This is a genomic window from Kitasatospora sp. NPDC089509 (genome assembly GCF_044749365.1).
Lineage (GTDB): Bacteria > Actinomycetota > Actinomycetes > Streptomycetales > Streptomycetaceae > Kitasatospora.
This window is the reverse complement of sequence record NZ_JBIVHS010000018.1, coordinates 132,953-151,617: the sequence shown is the minus strand read 5'-3', so window position 1 is coordinate 151,617 and position 18,665 is coordinate 132,953. Positions and strand designations below refer to the sequence as shown.

Below are 18,665 nucleotides of genomic sequence, written 5' to 3'. Positions count from 1 at the left end.
CCTACAGCTTCATCAGGTTGCTGTCGTCGACCGAAGCGGAGTGCCTGGTCCGGAAGATGGAGACGATGATGGCGAGGCCCACCACGACCTCGGCCGCCGCGACCACCATCGTGAAGAACGCGATCACCTGGCCGTCCAGGGTCCCGTGCAACCGGGAGAACGTCACCAGCGCCAGGTTCGAGGCGTTCAGCATCAGCTCGACGCACATGAACAGCACGATCGCGTTGCGCCGGATCAGCACCCCCGACGCGCCGATGGTGAACAACAGAGCTGACAGATACAGGTAGTTGACCGGGTTCACTCCGCGCCCTCCTCGTCGGCCGGGTGGTTCGGGACGGGCTCCAGGGGCTTGCGCGGAGCCGCCACCGCCGGCCGCTCCGACGACGGCCGGCCCAGCCAGTCCGCCGTGCTGTTCTCCAGCTCCGCCATCCGCCGCAGCATGGACTGACTGACGTCCCGGACCTGGCCGCGCTCGCGCAGCGTCGCCATCACCGAGTCCTCGGCGACCGTGCCGTCCGGCAGCAGCCCCGGCACGTCCACCGCGTTGTGCCGCGCGTACACGCCCGGCGCCGGCAGCGGCGGCACCTGGAGGTTGTCCCGCACCCGCTGCTCCGCCAGCTCGCGCTGGGTCTTCGGCGGCTTCACGTGCTCCCGGTGGGTCAGCACCATCGCCCCGACCGCCGCCGTGATCAGCAGCGCGCCGGTGACCTCGAAGGCCCACACGTAACGGGTGAAGATCAGCCGGGCCAGACCCGGCACGTTGCCCTCGGCGTTCGCCTCGCCCAGCCCGGTGAAGTGGTCCAGCCTCGCGTTGGCGATCCCCGCGATCAGCAGCACCCCGAAGCCCAGCCCGCACAGCACCGCCGCGAACCGCTGCCCCTTCAACTGCTCCTTCAGCGAGTCCTCGCCGGTCACGCCGACCAGCATCACCACGAACAGGAACAGCATCATGATCGCGCCGGTGTAGACCACGATCTGCACCACGCCCAGGAACACCGCGCCCTGCGCCAGGTAGCAGAGCGCCAGCGCCATCATGGTGGCCGCCAGGCACAACGCGCTGTGCACGGCCTTGCGCATCAGCAGCATGCCCAGCGCGCCGCCCACCGCGATCACCGCGAGCACCCAGAACTGGACGGCCTCACCCGTGGAGGTCGTCCCGGCCGCCGCCGCCAGCTGTCCGATCACGGCCGCACCTCCTTCTCCCGGTCGGTCCGCTCCTGCTGGACCGTCCCCGGCGCCGCCGCGGTGATCTCGCCCCGGTAGTACGCGCCCTCGTCGGTGCCCGGGAAGATCGCGTGCGGGCTGTCCACCATGCCCTCGGACAGCCCCACCAGCAGCTGCTCCTTGGTGAAGATCAGGTCCTTGCGGGAGGAGTCCGCCAGCTCGTACTCGTTGGTCATGGTCAGCGCCCGGGTCGGACAGGCCTCGATGCACAGCCCGCACAGGATGCAGCGGGCGTAGTTGATCTGGTAGACCGCGCCGTAGCGCTCACCCGGCGAGTAGCGCTCCTCGTCCCGGTTGTCCGCGCCCTCCACGTAGATCGCGTCGGCCGGGCACGCCCACGCGCACAACTCGCAGCCGACGCACTTCTCCAGACCGTCCGGATGCCGGTTCAGCTGGTGCCGGCCGTGGAAACGCGGCGCGGTCGGCTTCTTCTGCTCCGGGTACTGCTCGGTCAGCCGCTTCTTGAACATGGCCTTGAAGGTCACGCCGAAGCCTGCGGCCGGGCCCAGGACCGACGGCCGGTCGGCCCGCTCGGGCCGGCCCGTCTGCTCGGACTCCATCGCGGATCAGCTCCCTTCGGAATGGTCGGCCCCGTTGAGGGCGTCCTGGAGTTGCTTCGGCGCCCGGCTCGGCCGACGCGGCACCGGCGGCAGCACCTGCCCGGGCAGCGGCGGCACCGGGTACCCGCCCGCCATCGGGTCGAACTCGCCCTTCGGAGGCTGCGGCTCCTCCTCCGGCTGCTTGCGCAGGAAGTCCCGGACCAGCGCCAGCAGCAGGATCGCGCCGACCGGCGCACCCACGTACAGCACCACCTCGCCGAAGCCGTAGCCCTCGTTGCGCAGCGCCCGCACGCTCGCGATCAGCACCAGCCACACCAGCGAGACCGGGATCAGCACCTTCCAGCCCAGCTTCATGAACTGGTCGTAGCGCAGCCGGGGCAGCGTGCCGCGCAGCCAGATGAAGAAGAACAGCAGCAGCTGGATCTTCAGCGTGATCCAGAGCATCGGCCACCAGCCGTGGTTGGCGCCCGCCCAGAACTCCGACACCGGCCACGGCGCCCGCCAGCCGCCCAGGAACAGGGTCGAGGCCACCGCCGAGACCGTCACCATGTTGACGTACTCGGCCAGCATGAACATCGCGAACTTCAGCGAGGAGTACTCGGTGTTGAAGCCGCCCACCAGCTCGCCCTCGGCCTCCGGCAGGTCGAACGGCGCCCGGTTGGTCTCCCCGACCATGGCGATGACGTACACGATGAACGACACCGGCAGCAGCACCGCGAACCACTTCGGCTGCTGGTGCGCCACGATCTCCGAGGTCGACATCGAACCCGAGTAGATGAACACCGCCGCGAAGGACAGACCCATCGCGATCTCGTAGCTGATCATCTGCGCGGCCGAACGCAACCCGCCCAGCAGCGGGTACGTCGAACCCGAGGACCAGCCCGCCAGCACGATCCCGTAGATCCCGATCGAGGCCGTCGCCAGGACGTACAGCAGCGCGATCGGCAGATCGGTCAACTGCAGCGGCGTCCGGGTGCCGAAGATCGACACCTCGTTCCCGGGCGGACCGAACGGGATCACCGCGAAGGCCATGAACGCCGGGATCGCGCAGACGATCGGCGCGAGGATGTAGACCACCTTGTCCGCGCCCTTGACCACCAGGTCTTCCTTCAGCGCCAGCTTCACACCGTCCGCCAGCGACTGCAGCAGCCCCCACGGCCCGTGCCGGTTCGGCCCGATGCGCAACTGCATCCAGGCCACCACCTTGCGCTCCCAGACGATCGCGATCAGCACCGTCAGCACCAGGAACGCGAAACAGAACACCCCCTTCAACAGCACCAGCCACCAGGGGTCCTGGCCGAAGAAGTGCAGCGTCTCGTACGGCTGCGGAGTCGTCATCGGACCTCCCCTTCGCCCTCGGCCCGCGCCGCCGCCGCGGGCTCCGGCCCGGCCGCGGCGATGGTGACCAGATGGCCCACGGTGGTGCCGAGCGCGCGATGGGCGCCGCCCGGCGTGGAGTTGAGCGGGACCCAGACCGTGCGGTCCGGGATCGAATCGGTGACCTCCAACGGCAGGGTCAGCGAACCCGCCGGACCGGTCAGCCGCAGCGACCCCGCCGGATCGGCGCCGATCTCCTGCGCCGTCACCGGCGAGACCCGGGCCACCGCCCGGTGCCGGGTGCCCGCCAGATGCGGATCGCCGTCCTGCAGCGACCCCTCGTCCAGCAGCAACCGCCAACCCGCCAGCACCGCCTGCCCGGTGGCCGGCCGCGGCAGCACCCCCGGGTGCGCCGCCGGAACCACCCCGCGGTCACCCCGCCACGGCCCGAACCGGTCCAGCTCCAGCCGGGCCGCCCGCACGTCCGGCAGACCCAACCGGGCGCCCAGCGCGTCCGCCAGCATCGCCAGCACCCGCAGGTCCGACTGGAGATGACGGCCCATCTGCTGATCCGGCTTGAGCGCGACCTCGAACATCCGCACCCGGCCTTCCCAGTCCAGGAAGGTGCCCGCCTTCTCCGCCACCGCCGCCACCGGCAGCACCACGTCCGCGCGCTCCGTCACCGCCGACGGCCGCAGCTCCAGCGACACCACGAACGGCACCGCCGCCAGGGCCTCCGCGGCCAGCGCCGGATCCGGCAGGTCGTCCGGATCCACCCCGCCCACCAGCAGCGCGTCCAGGTCGCCCCGGGCCGCCGCGGTCAGGATCTGACCGGTGTCCCGGCCCGGCCGCGAGGGCAGCTCCGCCACCCCCCACACCGCGGCCGCCTCCGCCCGCGCCGCCTCCGCCGCCACCGGACGGCCGCCCGGCAGCAGGCCCGGCAGCGCGCCCGCCTCCACCGCCCCGCGCTCCCCCGCCCGGCGCGGCACCCAGGCCAGCGCCGCACCCGTCGCGTGCGCCAGCCGCAGCACCGCCGTCAACGCCCCCGGCACCGACGCCAGCCGCTCACCCGCCAGGATCACCGCGCCCGGCCGGCGCAGCAGCTCCGCCGCCCGCCCGGCCTCGTCGTTCAACGGCTCGTCCGCCGCCAGCGCCGCGAACCACTCCGGCTCCGTCCCCGGCGCCGCCGGCAGCAGCGCACCGCGCAGCTTCGCCAGCCCCCGGGAGGCGAACGCCGCCACCGAGAACACCTTCAGATCGCCCGCCCTGGACGCCTTGCGCAGCCGCAGGAAGACGATCGGCGACTCCTCCTCCGGTTCGAGACCCGCCAGCAGCACCGCCGGAGCCTGCTCCAGCCGCTCGTAGGTCGGACCGTCACCGTCCAGGTCGACCCCGCGCCCGGCGACCGCCGCGGCCAGGAAGTCCGCCTCCTCACCGCTGTGCGGACGCGCCCGGAAGTCCACGTCGTTGGTGCCCAGCACCACCCGGGCGAACTTCGCGTACCCGTACGCGTCCTCCACCGTCACCCGGCCGCCCGCCAGCACGCCCGTCCGCGCCCCGCGCAGCCCCTCGGCCGCCCGGGCCAGCGCCTCCGGCCAGGAGACCGGCACCAGCTCGCCGTCCTCCCGCACCAGCGGGGAGGTCAGCCGGTCCCGCTGCTGGGCGTACCGGAACGCGAACCGGCCCTTGTCGCAGTTCCACTCCTCGTTCACCGCCGGGTCCTCACCCGCCAGCCGGCGCAGCACCTTGCCCCGCCGGTGGTCGGTGCGCTGGGCGCAGCCCGACGCGCAGTGCTCGCACACGCTCGGCGAGGACACCAGGTCGAACGGGCGCGAGCGGAAACGATAAGCCGCCGAGGTCAACGCGCCCACCGGGCAGATCTGGATGGTGTTCCCGGAGAAGTACGACTCGAAGTCGTCCCCCTCCCCGGTGCCCACCTGCTGCAGCGCCCCGCGCTCCACCAGGTCGATGAACGGGTCCCCGGCGATCTGCTGGGAGAACCGGGTGCAGCGCGCGCACAGCACGCAGCGCTCCCGGTCCAGCAGCACCTGGCTGCTGATCGGCAGCGGCTTGGCGTAGGTGCGCTTCATGCCCTCGAAGCGGGAGTCCGCCGCGCCGTTGGACATCGCCTGGTTCTGCAGCGGGCACTCACCGCCCTTGTCGCAGACCGGGCAGTCCAGCGGGTGGTTGATCAGCAGCAGCTCCATCACCCCGCGCTGGGCCTTCTCGGCCACCGGCGAACTCAGCTGGGTGCGCACCACCATGCCCTCGGCCACCGGGATGGTGCAGGAGGCCACCGGCTTGCGCTGGCCCTCCACCTCCACGATGCACTGCCGGCAGGCGCCGGCCGGGTCCAGCAGCGGATGGTCGCAGAAGCGCGGGATCTGGGTGCCGATCGTCTCGGCGGCCCGGATCACCAAGGTCCCCTTGGGGACCCGCACTTCGACGCCGTCGATGGTGAGCGTGACCAGTTCGACCGCGGGCTTCTCGCCCATGGATTCCTCGCCCATGGATTCTCCCGTGGAGGCGGATGGCTCTGTGATCGTCACGCGTGCACCTCCCTTTCGGTGGCGGACTGGTGGCCGGGGCGGGGGCCGTCGGCCCAGACGGTGGAGGCGGCCGGGTCGAACGGGCAGCGGCGCTCGGCCAGGTGCTGCTCGTACTCGGCCCGGAAGTACTGGAGCGAGGAGACGATCGGGCTGGCCGCGCCGTCGCCCAGCGCGCAGAAGGACTTGCCGTTGATGTTGTCGGCGATGTCGAGGAGCTTCTCCAGGTCCCCGTCGACGCCCTCGCCCGCCTCGATCCGCTTCAGCAGCTGGACCAGCCAGTAGGTGCCCTCCCGGCAGGGGGTGCACTTGCCGCAGGACTCGTGGGCGTAGAACTCCGTCCAGCGGGTCACCGCCCGCACCACGCAGGTGGTCTCGTCGAAGACCTGCAGCGCCTTGGTGCCGAGCATCGAGCCGGCCGCGCCGACGCCCTCGTAGTCCAGCGGGACGTCGAGGTGCTGGTCGGTGAACATCGGGGTGGACGAGCCCCCCGGGGTCCAGAACTTCAGCCGGTGCCCGGCCCGGACGCCGCCGCTGAGGTCCAGCAGCTGGCGCAGGGTGACGCCGAGCGGGGCCTCGTACTGGCCCGGGTTGGTGACGTGGCCGGACAGCGAGTACAGCGTGAAGCCCGGGGACTTCTCGGTGCCCAGGCCCTTGAACCACTCCTTGCCCCGGGCCAGGATCGGCGGCACCGAGGCGATCGACTCGACGTTGTTCACCACCGTCGGGCAGGCGTACAGGCCGGCCACCGCCGGGAACGGCGGCCGCAGCCGGGGCTGGCCGCGGCGGCCCTCCAGCGAGTCCAGCAGCGCCGTCTCCTCACCGCAGATGTAGGCGCCGGCGCCCGCGTGCACGGTGATGTCCAGGTTCATCCCGGAACCCAGCACGTCCCGGCCCAGCAGCCCGGCCGCGTACGCCTCGGCGACCGCCGCGTGCAGCCGGCGCAGCACCGGGACGACCTCGCCGCGCAGGTAGATGAAGGCGTGCTCGCAGCGGATCGCGTAGGAGGCGATCACCATGCCCTCGATCAGCGCGTGCGGGTTGGCGAACAGCAGCGGGATGTCCTTGCAGGTGCCCGGCTCGGACTCGTCCGCGTTCACCACCAGGTAGTGCGGCTTGCCGTCGTTCTGCGGGATGAACTGCCACTTCATCCCGGTGGGGAAGCCGGCGCCGCCGCGGCCGCGCAGGCCGGAGTCCTTGACCAGGGCGATCACGTCGTCCGGGGGCATCGCGAGGGCCGCTTTGAGGCCCTCGTAGCCGTGGTGGCGGCGGTAGGTGGCGAGCGTCCAGGGGCGGCTGTCGTCCCAGGGGTCGGAGAGGACGGGGGTGAGCAGCTTCTCGGCCGGCTCGGCGGAGGTCATCACGCTTCGGTCCCTTCCTGGCCCGTTTCTTCCTGACCCGTTTCTTCCTGCCGGGGCTCGTCGTGGCGGGGCTCGTCGTGCCGGGGCTCGTCGTGCCGGGGTTCGTCGTGGCGGGGGGCCTCGTGGCGGGGGGCGACGACCTTGGTGCCGCCGGTGCCGGGCAGGGCCTCGCCGCGGGCCAGCCGCAGGCCGGCCAGCGAGGGGGCGCCGCCGGCGCCGGACTCGTCGTTGGCGCCCGGGCGCTCGTCGGGGAAGCCGGCCAGGATCCGGGCGGTCTCCTTGAAGCCGCACAGCCGGGCACCGCGGGTGGGCCGCACCTCTCGGCCGGCCCGCAGGTCGTCGACCAGCTTCCGGGCGCTGTCCGGGGTCTGGTCGTCGAAGAACTCCCAGTTGACCATCACCACGGGGGCGTAGTCGCAGGCGGCGTTGCACTCGATGTGCTCGATCGAGATCGCGCCGTCCTCGGTGGTCCCGTTGTTGCCGATGCCCAGGTGCTGCTGCAGCTCGGCGAAGATCTGGTCGCCGCCGAGCACCGCGCACAGGGTGTTGGTGCAGACCCCGACGTGGTACTTCCCGGCCGGGCGCCGCCGGTACATCGTGTAGAAGGTGGCGACGGCGGTGACCTCGGCGGTGGTCAGGTCCAACTGCTCGGCGCAGAACCGGATCCCGGTCGGGCTGACGAAGCCCTCCTCGGCCTGCACCAGGTGCAGCAGCGGCAGCAGCGCCGAACGGGCCTGCGGGTAGCGGCCGATCAGCTCGGCCGAGTCCGCGGCCAGCCGGGCCCGCACCTCCTCGGGGTACGGCGGGGCCGGCAGCGCCGGCAGTCCCAGGTCGACTTCGGTCACCGGTCCACGCCTCCCATCACCGGGTCGATCCCGGCCACCGCGACGATCACGTCGGCCACCTGGCCGCCCTCGCACATCGCCGCCATCGTCTGCAGATTGGTGAAGGACGGATCGCGGAAGTGCACCCGGTAGGGGCGCGTCCCGCCGTCGCTCACCACGTGCACGCCCAGCTCGCCCTTGGGTGACTCGACCGCCACGTACGCCTGGCCGACCGGGACCCGGAAGCCCTCGGTGACCAGCTTGAAGTGGTGGATCAGGGCCTCCATCGAGGTGCCCATGATCTTGCGGATGTGGTCGAGCGAGTTGCCCATCCCGTCCGGCCCGACCGCCAGTTGGGCCGGCCAGGCGATCTTCTTGTCGGCCACCATCACCGGGCCCGGCCGCAGCCGGTCCAGGCACTGCTCGACGATGCCCAGCGACTGCCGCATCTCCTCCAGCCGGATCAGGAAGCGGCCGTAGGAGTCGGCGGTGTCGGCGGTGGCGACCTCGAAGTCGTAGTCCTGGTAGCCGCAGTACGGGTCGGACTTGCGCAGGTCGTGCGGCAGACCGGCGGCGCGCAGGATCGGGCCGGTGGCGCCCAGGGCCAGGCAGCCGGCCAGGTCCAGGAAGCCGACGTCGACCAGGCGGGCCTTGAACACCGGGTTGCCGGTGGCGAGTTTGTCGTACTCGTGCATCCGGGAGCGGAAGGTGCGGACCGCCTCGCGGATCTGGTCGACCGCGCCGGGCGGCAGGTCCTGGGCCAGGCCGCCGGGGCGCACGTAGGCGTGGTTCATCCGCAGGCCGGTGACCAGCTCGAAGACGTCCAGGATCAGCTCGCGGTCCCGGAAGCCGTAGATCATCAGGGTGGTGGAGCCGATCTCCATGCCGCCGGTGGCCAGGCAGACCAGGTGCGAGGCGATCCGGTTCAGCTCCATCATCATCACCCGGATGACGCTGGCCCGGTCCGGGATCTCCTCGGTGATGCCGAGCAGCTTCTCGACCGCCAGGCAGTAGGCGGTCTCGTTGAACAGCGGCGTCAGGTAGTCCATGCGGGTCACGAAGGTGGTGCCCTGGACCCAGTTGCGGAACTCCATGTTCTTCTCGATGCCGGTGTGGAGGTAGCCGATGCCGCAGCGGGCCTCCTTCACCGTCTCGCCGTCGATCTCCAGGATCAGCCGCAGCACGCCGTGGGTGGACGGGTGCTGGGGGCCCATGTTGACGATGATGCGTTCGTCGTCGGCCCGGCCGACCGCCTCCACCACCTCGCCCCAGTCGCCGCCGGTGACGGTGAAGACCCGGCCCTCGGTGGTGTCCCGGGCCTGCGCCTCCTCGGCCGCACCGGGGGCCGCCGTGCGGGCCTCCTGATCGGCGCCTTCGAAGTGCTGAGTGCTCATCAGCTGTACGACCTCCGCTGGTCGGGTGCCGGGATCTGGGCGCCCTTGTACTCGACGGGGATGCCGCCGAGCGGGTAGTCCTTGCGCTGCGGGTGGCCCAACCAGTCGTCCGGCATCATGATCCGGGTGAGCGCCGGGTGGCCGTCGAAGACCAGGCCGAAGAAGTCGTAGGCCTCGCGCTCGTGCCAGTCGTTGGTCGGGTAGACGCTCACCACGGAGGGGATCCGCGGGTCGGCGTCCGGCGCGGTGACCTCCAGCCGGATCAGCCGGCCGTGGGTGATCGAGCGCAGGTGGTAGACCGCGTGCAGCTCGCGGCCCTGGTCCCCCGGGTAGTGCACGCCGCTGACGCCCAGGCACAGTTCGAAGCGCAGCGCCGGGTCGTCGCGCAGGATGCGCACCGCCTTCAGGAGGTGGGCGCGCTCGACGTGGAAGGTCAGCTCGCCGCGGTCGACCACGGTCTTCCCGATCACCTCGACCGGGTCCAGGCCCTGCTCCTCCAGGGCGCCCTCGAACTCGTCGGCCACCTCGTCGAACCAGCCGCCGTACGGGCGCTCGCTCGGGCCGGGCAGCACGATCGGGGCGGCCAGGCCGCCGAAGCCGGAGGTGTCTCCGGTGCCCTGGGCGCCGAACATGCCCTGGCGGCGGCCGACCACCTCGACCGGGATCTCGCGGACCGGCTGCTCGCGGCGGGTCTCGGGTACCTGCTCGTTCATCGCAGCTGCCCCCGCATCTCGCTGATCGGGGTGGCCTTGAGGGCCAGGGCCTCGCCGAGCTCCTCGGCACGGCGCCGGTTCACGCCCAACGGCTCGTGCTGGATCTTGTCGTGCAGCTTCAGGATGGCGTCCATCAGCATCTCCGGACGGGGCGGGCAACCGGGCAGGTAGATGTCCACCGGGACGATGTGGTCGACGCCCTGGACGATCGCGTAGTTGTTGAACATCCCGCCGGAGGAGGCGCAGACGCCCATCGAGATGACCCACTTCGGGTTGGCCATCTGGTCGTACACCTGGCGCAGCACCGGGGCCATCTTCTGGCTCACCCGGCCCGCCACGATCATCAGATCGGCCTGCCGGGGGGAGCCCCGGAAGACCTCCATGCCGAACCGGGCCAGGTCGTAGCGACCGGCGCCGGTGGTCATCATCTCGATCGCGCAGCAGGCCAGACCGAAGGTGGCGGGGAAGAGTGACGCCTTGCGCACCCAACCGGCGGCCGTCTCCACGGTCGTGAGCAGGAAGCCGCTCGGCAGCTTCTCCTCGATTCCCATCAGATCCCTCTCAATGCCCTCAAGTCCTCTGGTACGTCGGTCCTCTGGCGCGTCAGCCCTCTGGTGTGCGGTGCCCTGGTGCGTCGGCGTCCCGGGGGACGTCCGGCCCGCTCGCGCTTGTCCACCCGTTCACAAGGCGCAGCCGCTAGGTGTGGCGGTCCCGTCGACGGCACCGCGGGGCACGGCGTTCCGACGGCGGCGTCGCGCCCGGCCGGCTCAGTCCCACTCCAGGCCGCCACGGCGCCAGACGTAGGCGTACGCGACGAAGACGGTGGCGATGAACAGGAGCATCTCGACCAAACCGAAGATCCCCAGGGCGTCGAAGGTCACCGCCCAGGGGTAGAGGAAGACGATCTCGATGTCGAAGACGATGAAGAGCATCGCCGTCAGGTAGTACTTGATCGGGAACCGACCGCCGCCCACGGGCTGCGGGGTCGGCTCGATGCCGCACTCGTACGCCTCCAACTTGGCCCGGTTGTAGCGCTTGGGGCCGGTGAGTGAGGCCATCACGACGGAACCGACCGCGAACGCCGCCGCGATGGCACCGAGTACGAGGATCGGCGCGTAGGCATTCATAGCCCCCGCTCCCTCCGTCCAGTCGTCCTTGACTGCAGATCGGAACCGGCGGGTCACGCTGAGGTGAACCCGCGTTCCAGTTCCCGAGATCCACCTCATGTGAGGCAGTTCACAAAGCCTGGAACGAGCGCATCCTATGCCCGGTGGCTTGTGATCTGCGACACGCAGTTCATCGTCATCTTTGTGATCTACGCCACCATGTGAATGGTGGCGAATGTGAACATGCCCAGAGTTGTCAACGCAAAGGAGTCAAATGATCACAAGCAGTCGCAATTATCTTTGAAGCGGCTGGTCAGGGGCGTGTTCCTATATCAACTATGCTCCGGGGCTGGCAAATCTCGGGGCTTCATGTTGACGTGTTATAGCGGCTCACTCGGAGGGGTGGTGGGGGGAGGAACGCTTGCTTGACCCTTCGTTCACAAGGGGTCGAAGTTCTCGTGGGGGTTCCCCTCCCCCTCCCCCTCCCCCCACCCCCCACCCCCCCACCCCCCCACCCGCCCGCCGCCCGCCGCCCGCCGCCCGCCGCCCGCCGCCCGCCGCCCGCCGCAACGCCGCAACGCCGCCCGCCGCAACGCCGCCCGCGCCAGGGTTGCCCACCTGCCGCCGGTGTCACCTGCGCTGGGCCGGCCGGTCCCAGCGCGGGGCTGCTGCGCGCTCGCAGCCCCGGCGGCCTGTGGGCCCCTGGGGGCCTGCCCTCGTCCCTGCCCTCCTCCTCCGCCGGCTCTCGGCGCTTGCCTTCCTCCTCCGCCGCGGTCGCGGCGCCGCCTCCCGTTGTGGGCAGGCTTAACTTCCCGATGCGGCCCTCACAGTCCCGGGCCCGCCACCACCTCCGCCCCAGCCTCCCTTTCGCTCTCGTCCTCGGGCTACGCCCTTGTGCGGGGCTCCTCCGCCGATACCTCTCGCCTTACGGGCCAGGGGCCGCCTACCGGTTGGCAGCTGCCCGTTCCCACACCCAGGCCGCGACGCCCACCCGGTTACGGGCGCCGAGCTTGCGCTGGATGTTGGCGAGGTGGTTCTTCACCGTTCCCGGTGAGATGAAGAGCCCGGCGCCGACCTCGGCATTGGTCGCTCCGTCGGCCACCAGCTCAGCGATCTCCCTTTCCCTCTCGGTCAGTTCCTCCACCGGGCCGGCTATCAACGGGCCCGGTACGCCTGCCCCGACCGCGGCCCCGGGCACCGGAGCGGCGTCCGACAGCGCCATGTGCCGCAGCAGCCGGACGGTGATCTGCGGGCTGATCAACGCGTCCCCGGCCATCGCCGCCCGGATCGCCTCGATCAGCAGCACCGGCCCCGAGCGCTTCAGCAGGAAGCCCGCCGCGCCGTGCCGCAGAGCCGTGTGCACGTACTCGTCCAGATCGAAGGTGGTCACCACGATCACCTTGCACTGGCCCGCCAACTGCCGCGTGACCTCCAACCCGTCGAGCTTCGGCATCCGGATGTCCGCCAGCACCACGTCCGGCCGCAGCCTCTTCGCCTCCGCCACCGCCGCGGCACCGTCCGCTGCCTCGGCCACCACCGTCATGTCCGGCTGTACGTCCAGGATCATCCGGAACGCGCTGCGGACATCGACCTGGTCGTCGGCGACCAGGATCCGGATCGACCCCGTGCTTCTGCTCATCTGCTCCGCTCCCTCACACCCGTACCAGTCCTCGTCGGGGGCACCGGCCGCTCCGGTTGCTCCCGCCCTGCCAACGGCAGCCTCACTGTCACGCACCAGGCCGCCTGCTCGTTCGCCCCTGCCTCGAAGGTGCCGCCCAACGCCTCCACCCGAGCCGCCAGCCCCGGCAGTCCGCTGCCGCCACCTCGACGGGGCTGGTCGGCCGGATCGGGCGCCGAGCCGTCGTTCATCACGGTCAGCTCCAACCAGTCGCCGACACAGCGCGCCCGGACCTCGATCCGACGGGCGCCCCGGGCGTGCCTTCGGACGTTGGTCAGTGCCTCGACGACGATCCGGTGGACCGTCCCCGACACCTCCCGCGGCACCGGCTGGTCCGGCAGTTCGAGGAGTACCCCCGGGCCGCCCGAGGCGGTGAACCGCTCGGTCACCTCCGTGAGTTCCGCGATCCCCGGCTGTGGGCTGCGCCCGGTCCCCTCCTCCGTGCGCAGTAGCTGGACCGTCCGGTCCAGCGATGCCAGGGCCCGCTGCCCGGCCTGCTCTATCCGCTCGAACATGGCCACCGCCCGGACCGGGTCGACCGCGGCCAGGTAGGCACCGGCCTGGGCCTGGGCGACCATCCCGCTGACGTCGTGCGCCACGAAGTCGTGGAGGTCGTGGGCCAGTTCGAGCCGTTGGGCCCGCCGGGCCTCGGCCACGGCGCCGCGGCGGCCCTCGTCGAGCCCGCGCAGGTAGAGCCCGATCAGGACGGCCGGCAGGGAGAAGGACGCGCCGAAGCCGAAGAGGGTGAGGACGGACTCGGGGCCGCTCGCGAAGGCGAAGCGGGACACCCAGAGCGAGACCGCGCCGCCCACCGTCCAGACCGCTGCCGCGCACGCCCGCCCGTCCTCGGCCCTCAGGGTGAGCACCACCAGCAGCAACAGGCCCGCCAACTCGAACAGGCCGACCACACCCGGCCAGCGGTCCGCGTCGGACCACCGGCCGGCGAGCCAGACGCCCACCGTGACCGCCGCGGAGACGGCTCCGGACACGCCCGTGACCAACGCCAGCCCGTAGCGCGATCGGGTCGCCCACCCGATCAGCAGCACGACCGGGACGACCACCGAGAGCATCTGGCTCATCGTCACCACCTTCCTTCCACGGCGACCACATTAGGGGTCGGCGAAGGGGGGAGGCCTGTGCCGATCGGCATATTTCCCAGGGGTGTTGACCTGGGAGAACAGGCCGATCGGCATCTGCCGCCGACGCCCCGGGAGCGCCAGTCTTGAGCCATCGGATCGGCCACCGGGGCCGAGCCGGGGAGGAGTTCACCGCCATGTCGAAGCTCGTGATCAAGGCCCGGGCGGCCGACCGTACGGCGCCGGCGGGCACGGCCCGCGTCGTCCCGCCGGCACCGCGCTGGGCCGAACTGGCGGCCAGGGCCGCCGCGTTGAGCACGGTCTCCTCGGGGCTGTGGCGGATCGCGTTCGGCTTCGGAGTCCCGGTCGGCTTCACCGGTGCGACCTACTCCGACTTCGCCGCGCACCAACCGGGGTGGGGCACGGTCTACTGCGTGCTGCTGAGCGCGCTGGCCGAGGGCCTGGCCTTCCTGACCGTCGGCCTGGTCCGACCCTGGGGCCAGGTGGTGCCGCGCTGGATCCCGCTGATCGGCGGCCGGAGGGTGCGTCCGCTGTTGGCCGTCGTTCCGGCCCTTCTGGGCTCGCTCGTCCTGACCAGAGTGGGGCTGCTCGCCCTGTTCGGCGGTTGGGCCAGGAACTTGGCCGAGCCGGATTCGCCGCACGGCCTCGGCGGCCTGGTGATGACCCTCGCCTATCTGCCCCTGGTCATATGGGGGCCGCTGCTCGGCGCGGTCGCCCTCGACTACGCCCGTCGAACCCTGTGGGTCCGATGAGCACGGCGGTGGGTCAGGCCCGGGCGGGCTGGGGGCTCGGCCCCGCGTTGCCGACTCCTCCCGCGAGGTCACCTGCGGCCTCGCCCGCGGCTTCGGCCTCGATCGGGTGCGGTGCGGGAGCGAGGGTGGGGGCGGGAGCGGGTGCAGGGGCAGGAGTAGGTGCGGGGGCGGTCCGGCGGCCCCACTCGGTCGCGACCAGCACCAGGGCACCCCCGAGCAGGGCGGGCGGGCCCATCCGGTTCCCGGCGATGGTGATGCCGAAGACTGCGGCCCACAGCGGTTCGGTGCCGAGCAGCAGGCTGACCCGGGACGGCGAGGTGGCCCGGACGGCCCACATCTGGACGAAGAAGGCGAACAGGGTGCAGAACAAGGACAGGTGCAGCAGCCAGGCCCACTGGCCGGCTCCGTACGAGAGTGCGACGGTCCACGGCATGGGCCCGACGGCGAGGGCGACGACCGAGAACACGGCGGTCGCGACGGCCAGTTGGACCCAGGTGACGGCGAGCATGTCGGTGTTGCGGACGGCCCGGCTGCGGGCCATGGCCAGGACGTATGCCGAGCGGACCAGGGCGGCGCCCAGGACCAGCAGGTCGCCCAGCGCGGGTGGGCGCAGCCCTCCGTCGCCGGTGAGCAGGGCGACGCCGAGGACGGCCAGTGCGGCGGCCGCGAGGAAGGTGCGCGGTGGTGCGGTACGGCCGAGGGCGCTCTCGCCGAGCGGGGTGAGCACCATGGCGAGGCTGATGATCAGCCCGGCGTTGGTGGCGGAGGTGTGCACGGCGCCGTAGGTCTCCAGCAGGAAGATCCCGCTGAGGACCAGGCCCAGTGCGGCGCCACCGAGCCACTCGGTGCGGCTCAGCTTCCGCAGGGCCCGCCGGGCGGCGAGTCCGAGCAGCGGCAGGACCAGCCCGAAGCGCAGCACGAGCATCGCCACCACCGTCCCCGGCTCGGCCACCCGTTGGACGGCGAGGAAGCTCGAACCCCACACCACTGCCACGAGCAGGACCGGTAGATCACGAAGGACCGATGAGGACGAGGACAGGGAGGCACGCATGAGGAGGATCCCTCCGAACGAACGGAACCGGCGGGTGCGAGGACCGTACGGCGTCGGACGGACCCGGGAGCTGGGCGTGTGGCTCAGCGGTGGAAGGGGCGAGGGATGGAACAAGGGGGCGCCATCCTTGCGCACCGGCCCGCCGGTGATCAATGCCCGTTCCGGATGCCGGCGGGTCAGGAGGCGAGCGCGCCGTTCGTCTCGGCGATGGCCTCGATGTCCGCTGGGGTGCCGGACATGATGGTTCGGACGTGCTCGGTGACGAGTTCGACCGGCCAGTCCCACCACGCGGCGCGGAGCAGGCGTTCGATGTCGGTGTCGTCGAAGCGGCGCCGGATCGGGCGGGCGGGGTTGCCGCCGACGATCGTGTAGGGCGCGACGTCGGCGGTGACCACCGCACCGGCCGCGATGATCGCTCCGTCTCCGATCCGGACCCCCGGCAGGACGGTGGCGCCGAAGCCGAACCAGACGTCGTTGCCGACCACGGTGTCGCCCCGGCTGGGCAGCGCCGTGACGATGTCGAGGGTCTGCTCGGTCCAGCTGCCGCCGAACATCGTGAAGGGGAAGGTGGAGACGCCGATGGTCGGGTGGGAGGCCCCGGCCATCAGGAAGCGGGTGCCGGTGGCGATCGCGCAGTACCTGCCGATCACCAGCCGTTCGGGGCCGTACGCGTAGAGGACGTTGCGCTCCTCGAAGCGGGTGGCTCCGTCGGGGTCGTCGAAGTAGGTGTACTCGCCGACCTCGATCCTCGGGTCGGTGACGAGGGGGCGCAGCAGGACCACCCGGTCGTGTCCGGCGAGCGGGTGGAGAGCGGTCGGGTCTGGGATGGCAGGGGTGGTCACAAGGCTCCTCTCGTAATGCGACTCGCGTCGCATTACGATGAGCATGGCATGCCCGCCAATTCACGGCAAGCACTAACGCGACTGGAGTCGACTTTGAGCACTGCGCCCCACCTCGATCAGCACCCGCTCACACCGACCCCCCGCCCGCCGACCCCGCGCCCGGGCGGCCGCAGTGCCCGGGTTCGCGCGGACGTGGTCGCCGCCACGCTCGCCGAGGTCACGGAGAAGGGCTACGACGGGCTCACCGCCGAGGCGGTCGCAGCGCGCTCCGGGGTCCACAAGGCGACCCTCTACCGGCGATGGGGCGGGGTGGACGGCCTGGTCGCGGACGCACTGACCGCCTCGGCCGACCAGCCCTGGCCCCTGCCCGACACCGGAGACCTCCAGGAGGACCTCCGCCGGATCACCCAGGAGGTGTTCACCGTGTTCACCGACCCCGAACAGGGCCCCACGCCCACCGCGTTGATCTCCGCCGCCCAGCGCTCCGACCTCGGCGCGACCGCCCTGCGCGAGTTCTTCGCGACCCGACACCGTCAGGCCGCCGATGTCGCCGAACGGGCCGTCGCCCGAGGTGAGTTGCCGGCCGGAACGGACGGCACCGAGGTGGTCAGGGCCGCCACCGCGCCGCTCTACTACCGGCTGTTCGTCACCGGCGAGCCACTGGACGCCCGCACCGCCGAGCGGGCCGCCGACGCCGCCGCCCTGGCGGCCCGCGCCGGACTGTTCGCAAGGGAGGCGCCCATCCCGTAGGAGCACCTGCCGAGCACCACCGCAAAGATCGACGGGTGATCGAACTCATCGACCCCACAGGCAACATGACCGCCCATCACCGCCAACCGACCGAAGGAGCCCCAGCCGTCCCGCCCCCTACCGGAGACCCGCCGGGCCGTGGATGATGCCCGCATGACAAGCACGCCGTCCACCACCCCACGGAAGGCCCGTCACGTGAAGCGCAAGCTCTGGGCGCTGGTCGCCGCCGCCACCGTCCTCCCGCTCGCGGCCGGCACCGGCACCGCCGTCGCAGCCCCCTCCGGCACCACCCCCGCCCCGAGCGCGGCCTGCACCTACACACCCGCCGTCCCGGCCGACAACTTCAAGGGCATCCCGGTCTTCGACGCCGCGAAGGCCGCCCGCCCGTATCACGCCACCCTGCGCACCAACCAAGGGGCGATCACCTTCGAGGCCCTGACCGACAAGGCGCCCTGCACCACCTTCTCGTTCCGTTTCCTCGCCGAGCACGACTACTTCGACCGCAGCCACTGCCACCGCCTCACCACCCAGGGGATCTACGTCCTGCAGTGCGGGGACCCGACCGGGACGGGCAGCGGCGGTCCGGGCTACTCCTTCCCGGACGAGAACCTGACCGGAGCCACCTACCCGGCCGGCACCGTGGCCATGGCCAACGCCGGTCCGAACACCAACGGCAGCCAGTTCTTCATCGTCTGGAAGGACACCAAGTTGTCCCCCGCCTACACCCCGTTCGGCCGGGTCACGGCGGGCCTGGACGTCCTGCAGAAGATCGCCGCCGCCGGTGAGGACGACCAGAACGGCCCGGGCGACGGCTACCCCAACGTCCCCGTGAACATCCGCCACGTGAAGATCAGCAAGCACTGACCCGTCGGCCGAGCGACCAATCAGCCGACCAAGCGGCCGTCCAAGCGGCGGAGGGCCGGGCGAACCGGCCCGGCCTCACCCCCACCACCGCTCCCGTACGGTGGCAGCACCAACGTCACCGCAGGGGAGCAGCACCGCATGGACAGCCGGATCTGGGAGAGCGTCGACCACCTGGTCGCTTGGCTGGACGAGCACAGCACGCAGTCGCCGCAGGAGGAACGGCTGCTGCGGCTCCTCAAGCTCTCCGAGGAGGTCGGTGAGGTCGGCGCGGCCGTGATCGGCGCGACCGGGCAGAACCCGCGCAAGGGCGTCACCCACACCTGGGAGGACGTTCAGTACGAGCTCTGCGACGTCGTCTTCAGCGCCCTCGTCGCCCTGCGGACGCTCACCCCCGACGCGGCCCGGGTGTTCGCCGAGCGCCTCGCCTACGTCGAGCAGCGCTCCGCCGCCTCCCGCGACACGACGGGACGGGAGGCGGCGAAGGACGCGAACGACACGCCGGAAGCGGAGGGGACCGAACAGACGGTGGCGGCACCGGAGGCGCGCTGAGTCACCGCGGCGCCGGACTCGTCATCCGACGCCCGGC

At 71.6% G+C, this 18,665-nt stretch carries 19 protein-coding genes; 4 read left to right on the top strand and 15 right to left on the bottom strand.

Annotated features, from left to right (window positions below):
• Position 1 precedes the first annotated feature (1 nt).
• The 13 genes from nuoK to ACIP4P_RS30825 form a co-directional block, all read right to left on the bottom strand.
• Positions 2–301 (bottom strand): NADH-quinone oxidoreductase subunit NuoK, encoded by a 300-nt coding sequence (nuoK, locus tag ACIP4P_RS30885; RefSeq protein ID WP_350516917.1) that lies wholly within the window; start codon positions 299–301, stop codon positions 2–4.
• Entirely contained in the window at positions 298–1,182 is an 885-nt protein-coding gene (locus ACIP4P_RS30880; protein ID WP_350516926.1) for an NADH-quinone oxidoreductase subunit J, read from the bottom strand. The genes nuoK and ACIP4P_RS30880 overlap by 4 nt, the downstream gene beginning before the upstream one ends.
• Entirely contained in the window at positions 1,182–1,784 is a 603-nt protein-coding gene (gene nuoI, locus ACIP4P_RS30875) for an NADH-quinone oxidoreductase subunit NuoI (protein WP_350516918.1), read from the bottom strand. The genes ACIP4P_RS30880 and nuoI overlap by 1 nt, the downstream gene beginning before the upstream one ends.
• Before the next feature lie 6 nt (positions 1,785–1,790).
• Positions 1,791–3,122: an NADH-quinone oxidoreductase subunit NuoH gene (gene nuoH / locus ACIP4P_RS30870; RefSeq protein ID WP_400924068.1), complete on the bottom strand. Its 1,332-nt coding sequence runs from the start codon at positions 3,120–3,122 to the stop codon at positions 1,791–1,793.
• Complete coding sequence (locus tag ACIP4P_RS30865) at positions 3,119–5,611, bottom strand: NADH-quinone oxidoreductase subunit G (RefSeq protein ID WP_400924066.1); 2,493 nt, start codon at positions 5,609–5,611, stop codon at positions 3,119–3,121. Before ACIP4P_RS30865 ends, nuoH begins: the two co-directional genes overlap by 4 nt.
• Positions 5,612–5,646: 35 nt before the next feature.
• Positions 5,647–7,008, bottom strand: a complete 1,362-nt coding sequence (nuoF, locus tag ACIP4P_RS30860; protein WP_350516921.1) for an NADH-quinone oxidoreductase subunit NuoF — start codon at positions 7,006–7,008, stop codon at positions 5,647–5,649.
• Entirely contained in the window at positions 7,008–7,853 is an 846-nt protein-coding gene (nuoE, locus tag ACIP4P_RS30855; RefSeq protein ID WP_400924063.1) for an NADH-quinone oxidoreductase subunit NuoE, read from the bottom strand. Before nuoE ends, nuoF begins: the two co-directional genes overlap by 1 nt.
• The gene (locus ACIP4P_RS30850; RefSeq protein ID WP_400924061.1) at positions 7,850–9,226 is read right to left on the bottom strand and encodes an NADH-quinone oxidoreductase subunit D; all 1,377 of its coding nucleotides are present in this window, start codon (positions 9,224–9,226) and stop codon (positions 7,850–7,852) included. Before ACIP4P_RS30850 ends, nuoE begins: the two co-directional genes overlap by 4 nt.
• Entirely contained in the window at positions 9,226–9,939 is a 714-nt protein-coding gene (locus ACIP4P_RS30845; protein WP_400924059.1) for an NADH-quinone oxidoreductase subunit C, read from the bottom strand. Before ACIP4P_RS30845 ends, ACIP4P_RS30850 begins: the two co-directional genes overlap by 1 nt.
• Positions 9,936–10,490, bottom strand: a complete 555-nt coding sequence (locus ACIP4P_RS30840) for an NADH-quinone oxidoreductase subunit B family protein (RefSeq protein WP_031079294.1) — start codon at positions 10,488–10,490, stop codon at positions 9,936–9,938. Before ACIP4P_RS30840 ends, ACIP4P_RS30845 begins: the two co-directional genes overlap by 4 nt.
• A 216-nt stretch (positions 10,491–10,706) precedes the next feature.
• A complete protein-coding gene (locus ACIP4P_RS30835) occupies positions 10,707–11,066 on the bottom strand; it encodes an NADH-quinone oxidoreductase subunit A (RefSeq protein WP_030060100.1) in 360 nt (119 codons plus the stop codon).
• Positions 11,067–11,988: 922 nt separating this feature from the next.
• On the bottom strand, positions 11,989–12,684 hold the full coding sequence (locus ACIP4P_RS30830; protein ID WP_400924056.1) for a response regulator: 696 nt from the start codon (positions 12,682–12,684) through the stop codon (positions 11,989–11,991).
• Positions 12,681–13,802 carry a sensor histidine kinase gene (locus ACIP4P_RS30825; RefSeq protein WP_400924054.1) on the bottom strand — a complete coding sequence of 374 codons (1,122 nt, stop codon included), beginning with the start codon at positions 13,800–13,802 and terminating at the stop codon, positions 12,681–12,683. Before ACIP4P_RS30825 ends, ACIP4P_RS30830 begins: the two co-directional genes overlap by 4 nt.
• A gap of 194 nt (positions 13,803–13,996) precedes the next feature.
• Here ACIP4P_RS30825 and ACIP4P_RS30820 point away from each other — a divergent pair, with 194 nt between their 5' ends.
• Entirely contained in the window at positions 13,997–14,572 is a 576-nt protein-coding gene (locus ACIP4P_RS30820) for a hypothetical protein (protein WP_400924052.1), read from the top strand.
• 13 nt (positions 14,573–14,585) lie between these two features.
• Here ACIP4P_RS30820 and ACIP4P_RS30815 read toward each other — a convergent pair whose 3' ends face one another.
• Both ACIP4P_RS30815 and ACIP4P_RS30810 read right to left on the bottom strand, forming a co-directional pair.
• On the bottom strand, positions 14,586–15,623 hold the full coding sequence (locus tag ACIP4P_RS30815) for a DMT family transporter (protein WP_400924050.1): 1,038 nt from the start codon (positions 15,621–15,623) through the stop codon (positions 14,586–14,588).
• Positions 15,624–15,799: 176 nt separating this feature from the next.
• Complete coding sequence (locus ACIP4P_RS30810) at positions 15,800–16,465, bottom strand: CatB-related O-acetyltransferase (protein WP_400924048.1); 666 nt, start codon at positions 16,463–16,465, stop codon at positions 15,800–15,802.
• Between the two features lie 93 nt (positions 16,466–16,558).
• Here ACIP4P_RS30810 and ACIP4P_RS30805 point away from each other — a divergent pair, with 93 nt between their 5' ends.
• From ACIP4P_RS30805 to ACIP4P_RS30795, 3 genes are all read left to right on the top strand, one after another.
• Positions 16,559–17,215, top strand: coding sequence for a TetR/AcrR family transcriptional regulator (locus tag ACIP4P_RS30805; protein WP_400924046.1), 657 nt, complete (start codon positions 16,559–16,561; stop codon positions 17,213–17,215).
• A 153-nt stretch (positions 17,216–17,368) separates the two neighbouring features.
• The gene (locus tag ACIP4P_RS30800; protein WP_400924044.1) at positions 17,369–18,079 is read left to right on the top strand and encodes a peptidylprolyl isomerase; all 711 of its coding nucleotides are present in this window, start codon (positions 17,369–17,371) and stop codon (positions 18,077–18,079) included.
• Positions 18,080–18,217: 138 nt separating this feature from the next.
• On the top strand, positions 18,218–18,628 hold the full coding sequence (locus tag ACIP4P_RS30795; protein ID WP_400924042.1) for a MazG-like family protein: 411 nt from the start codon (positions 18,218–18,220) through the stop codon (positions 18,626–18,628).
• The last annotated feature ends 37 nt before the right edge of the window (positions 18,629–18,665 follow it).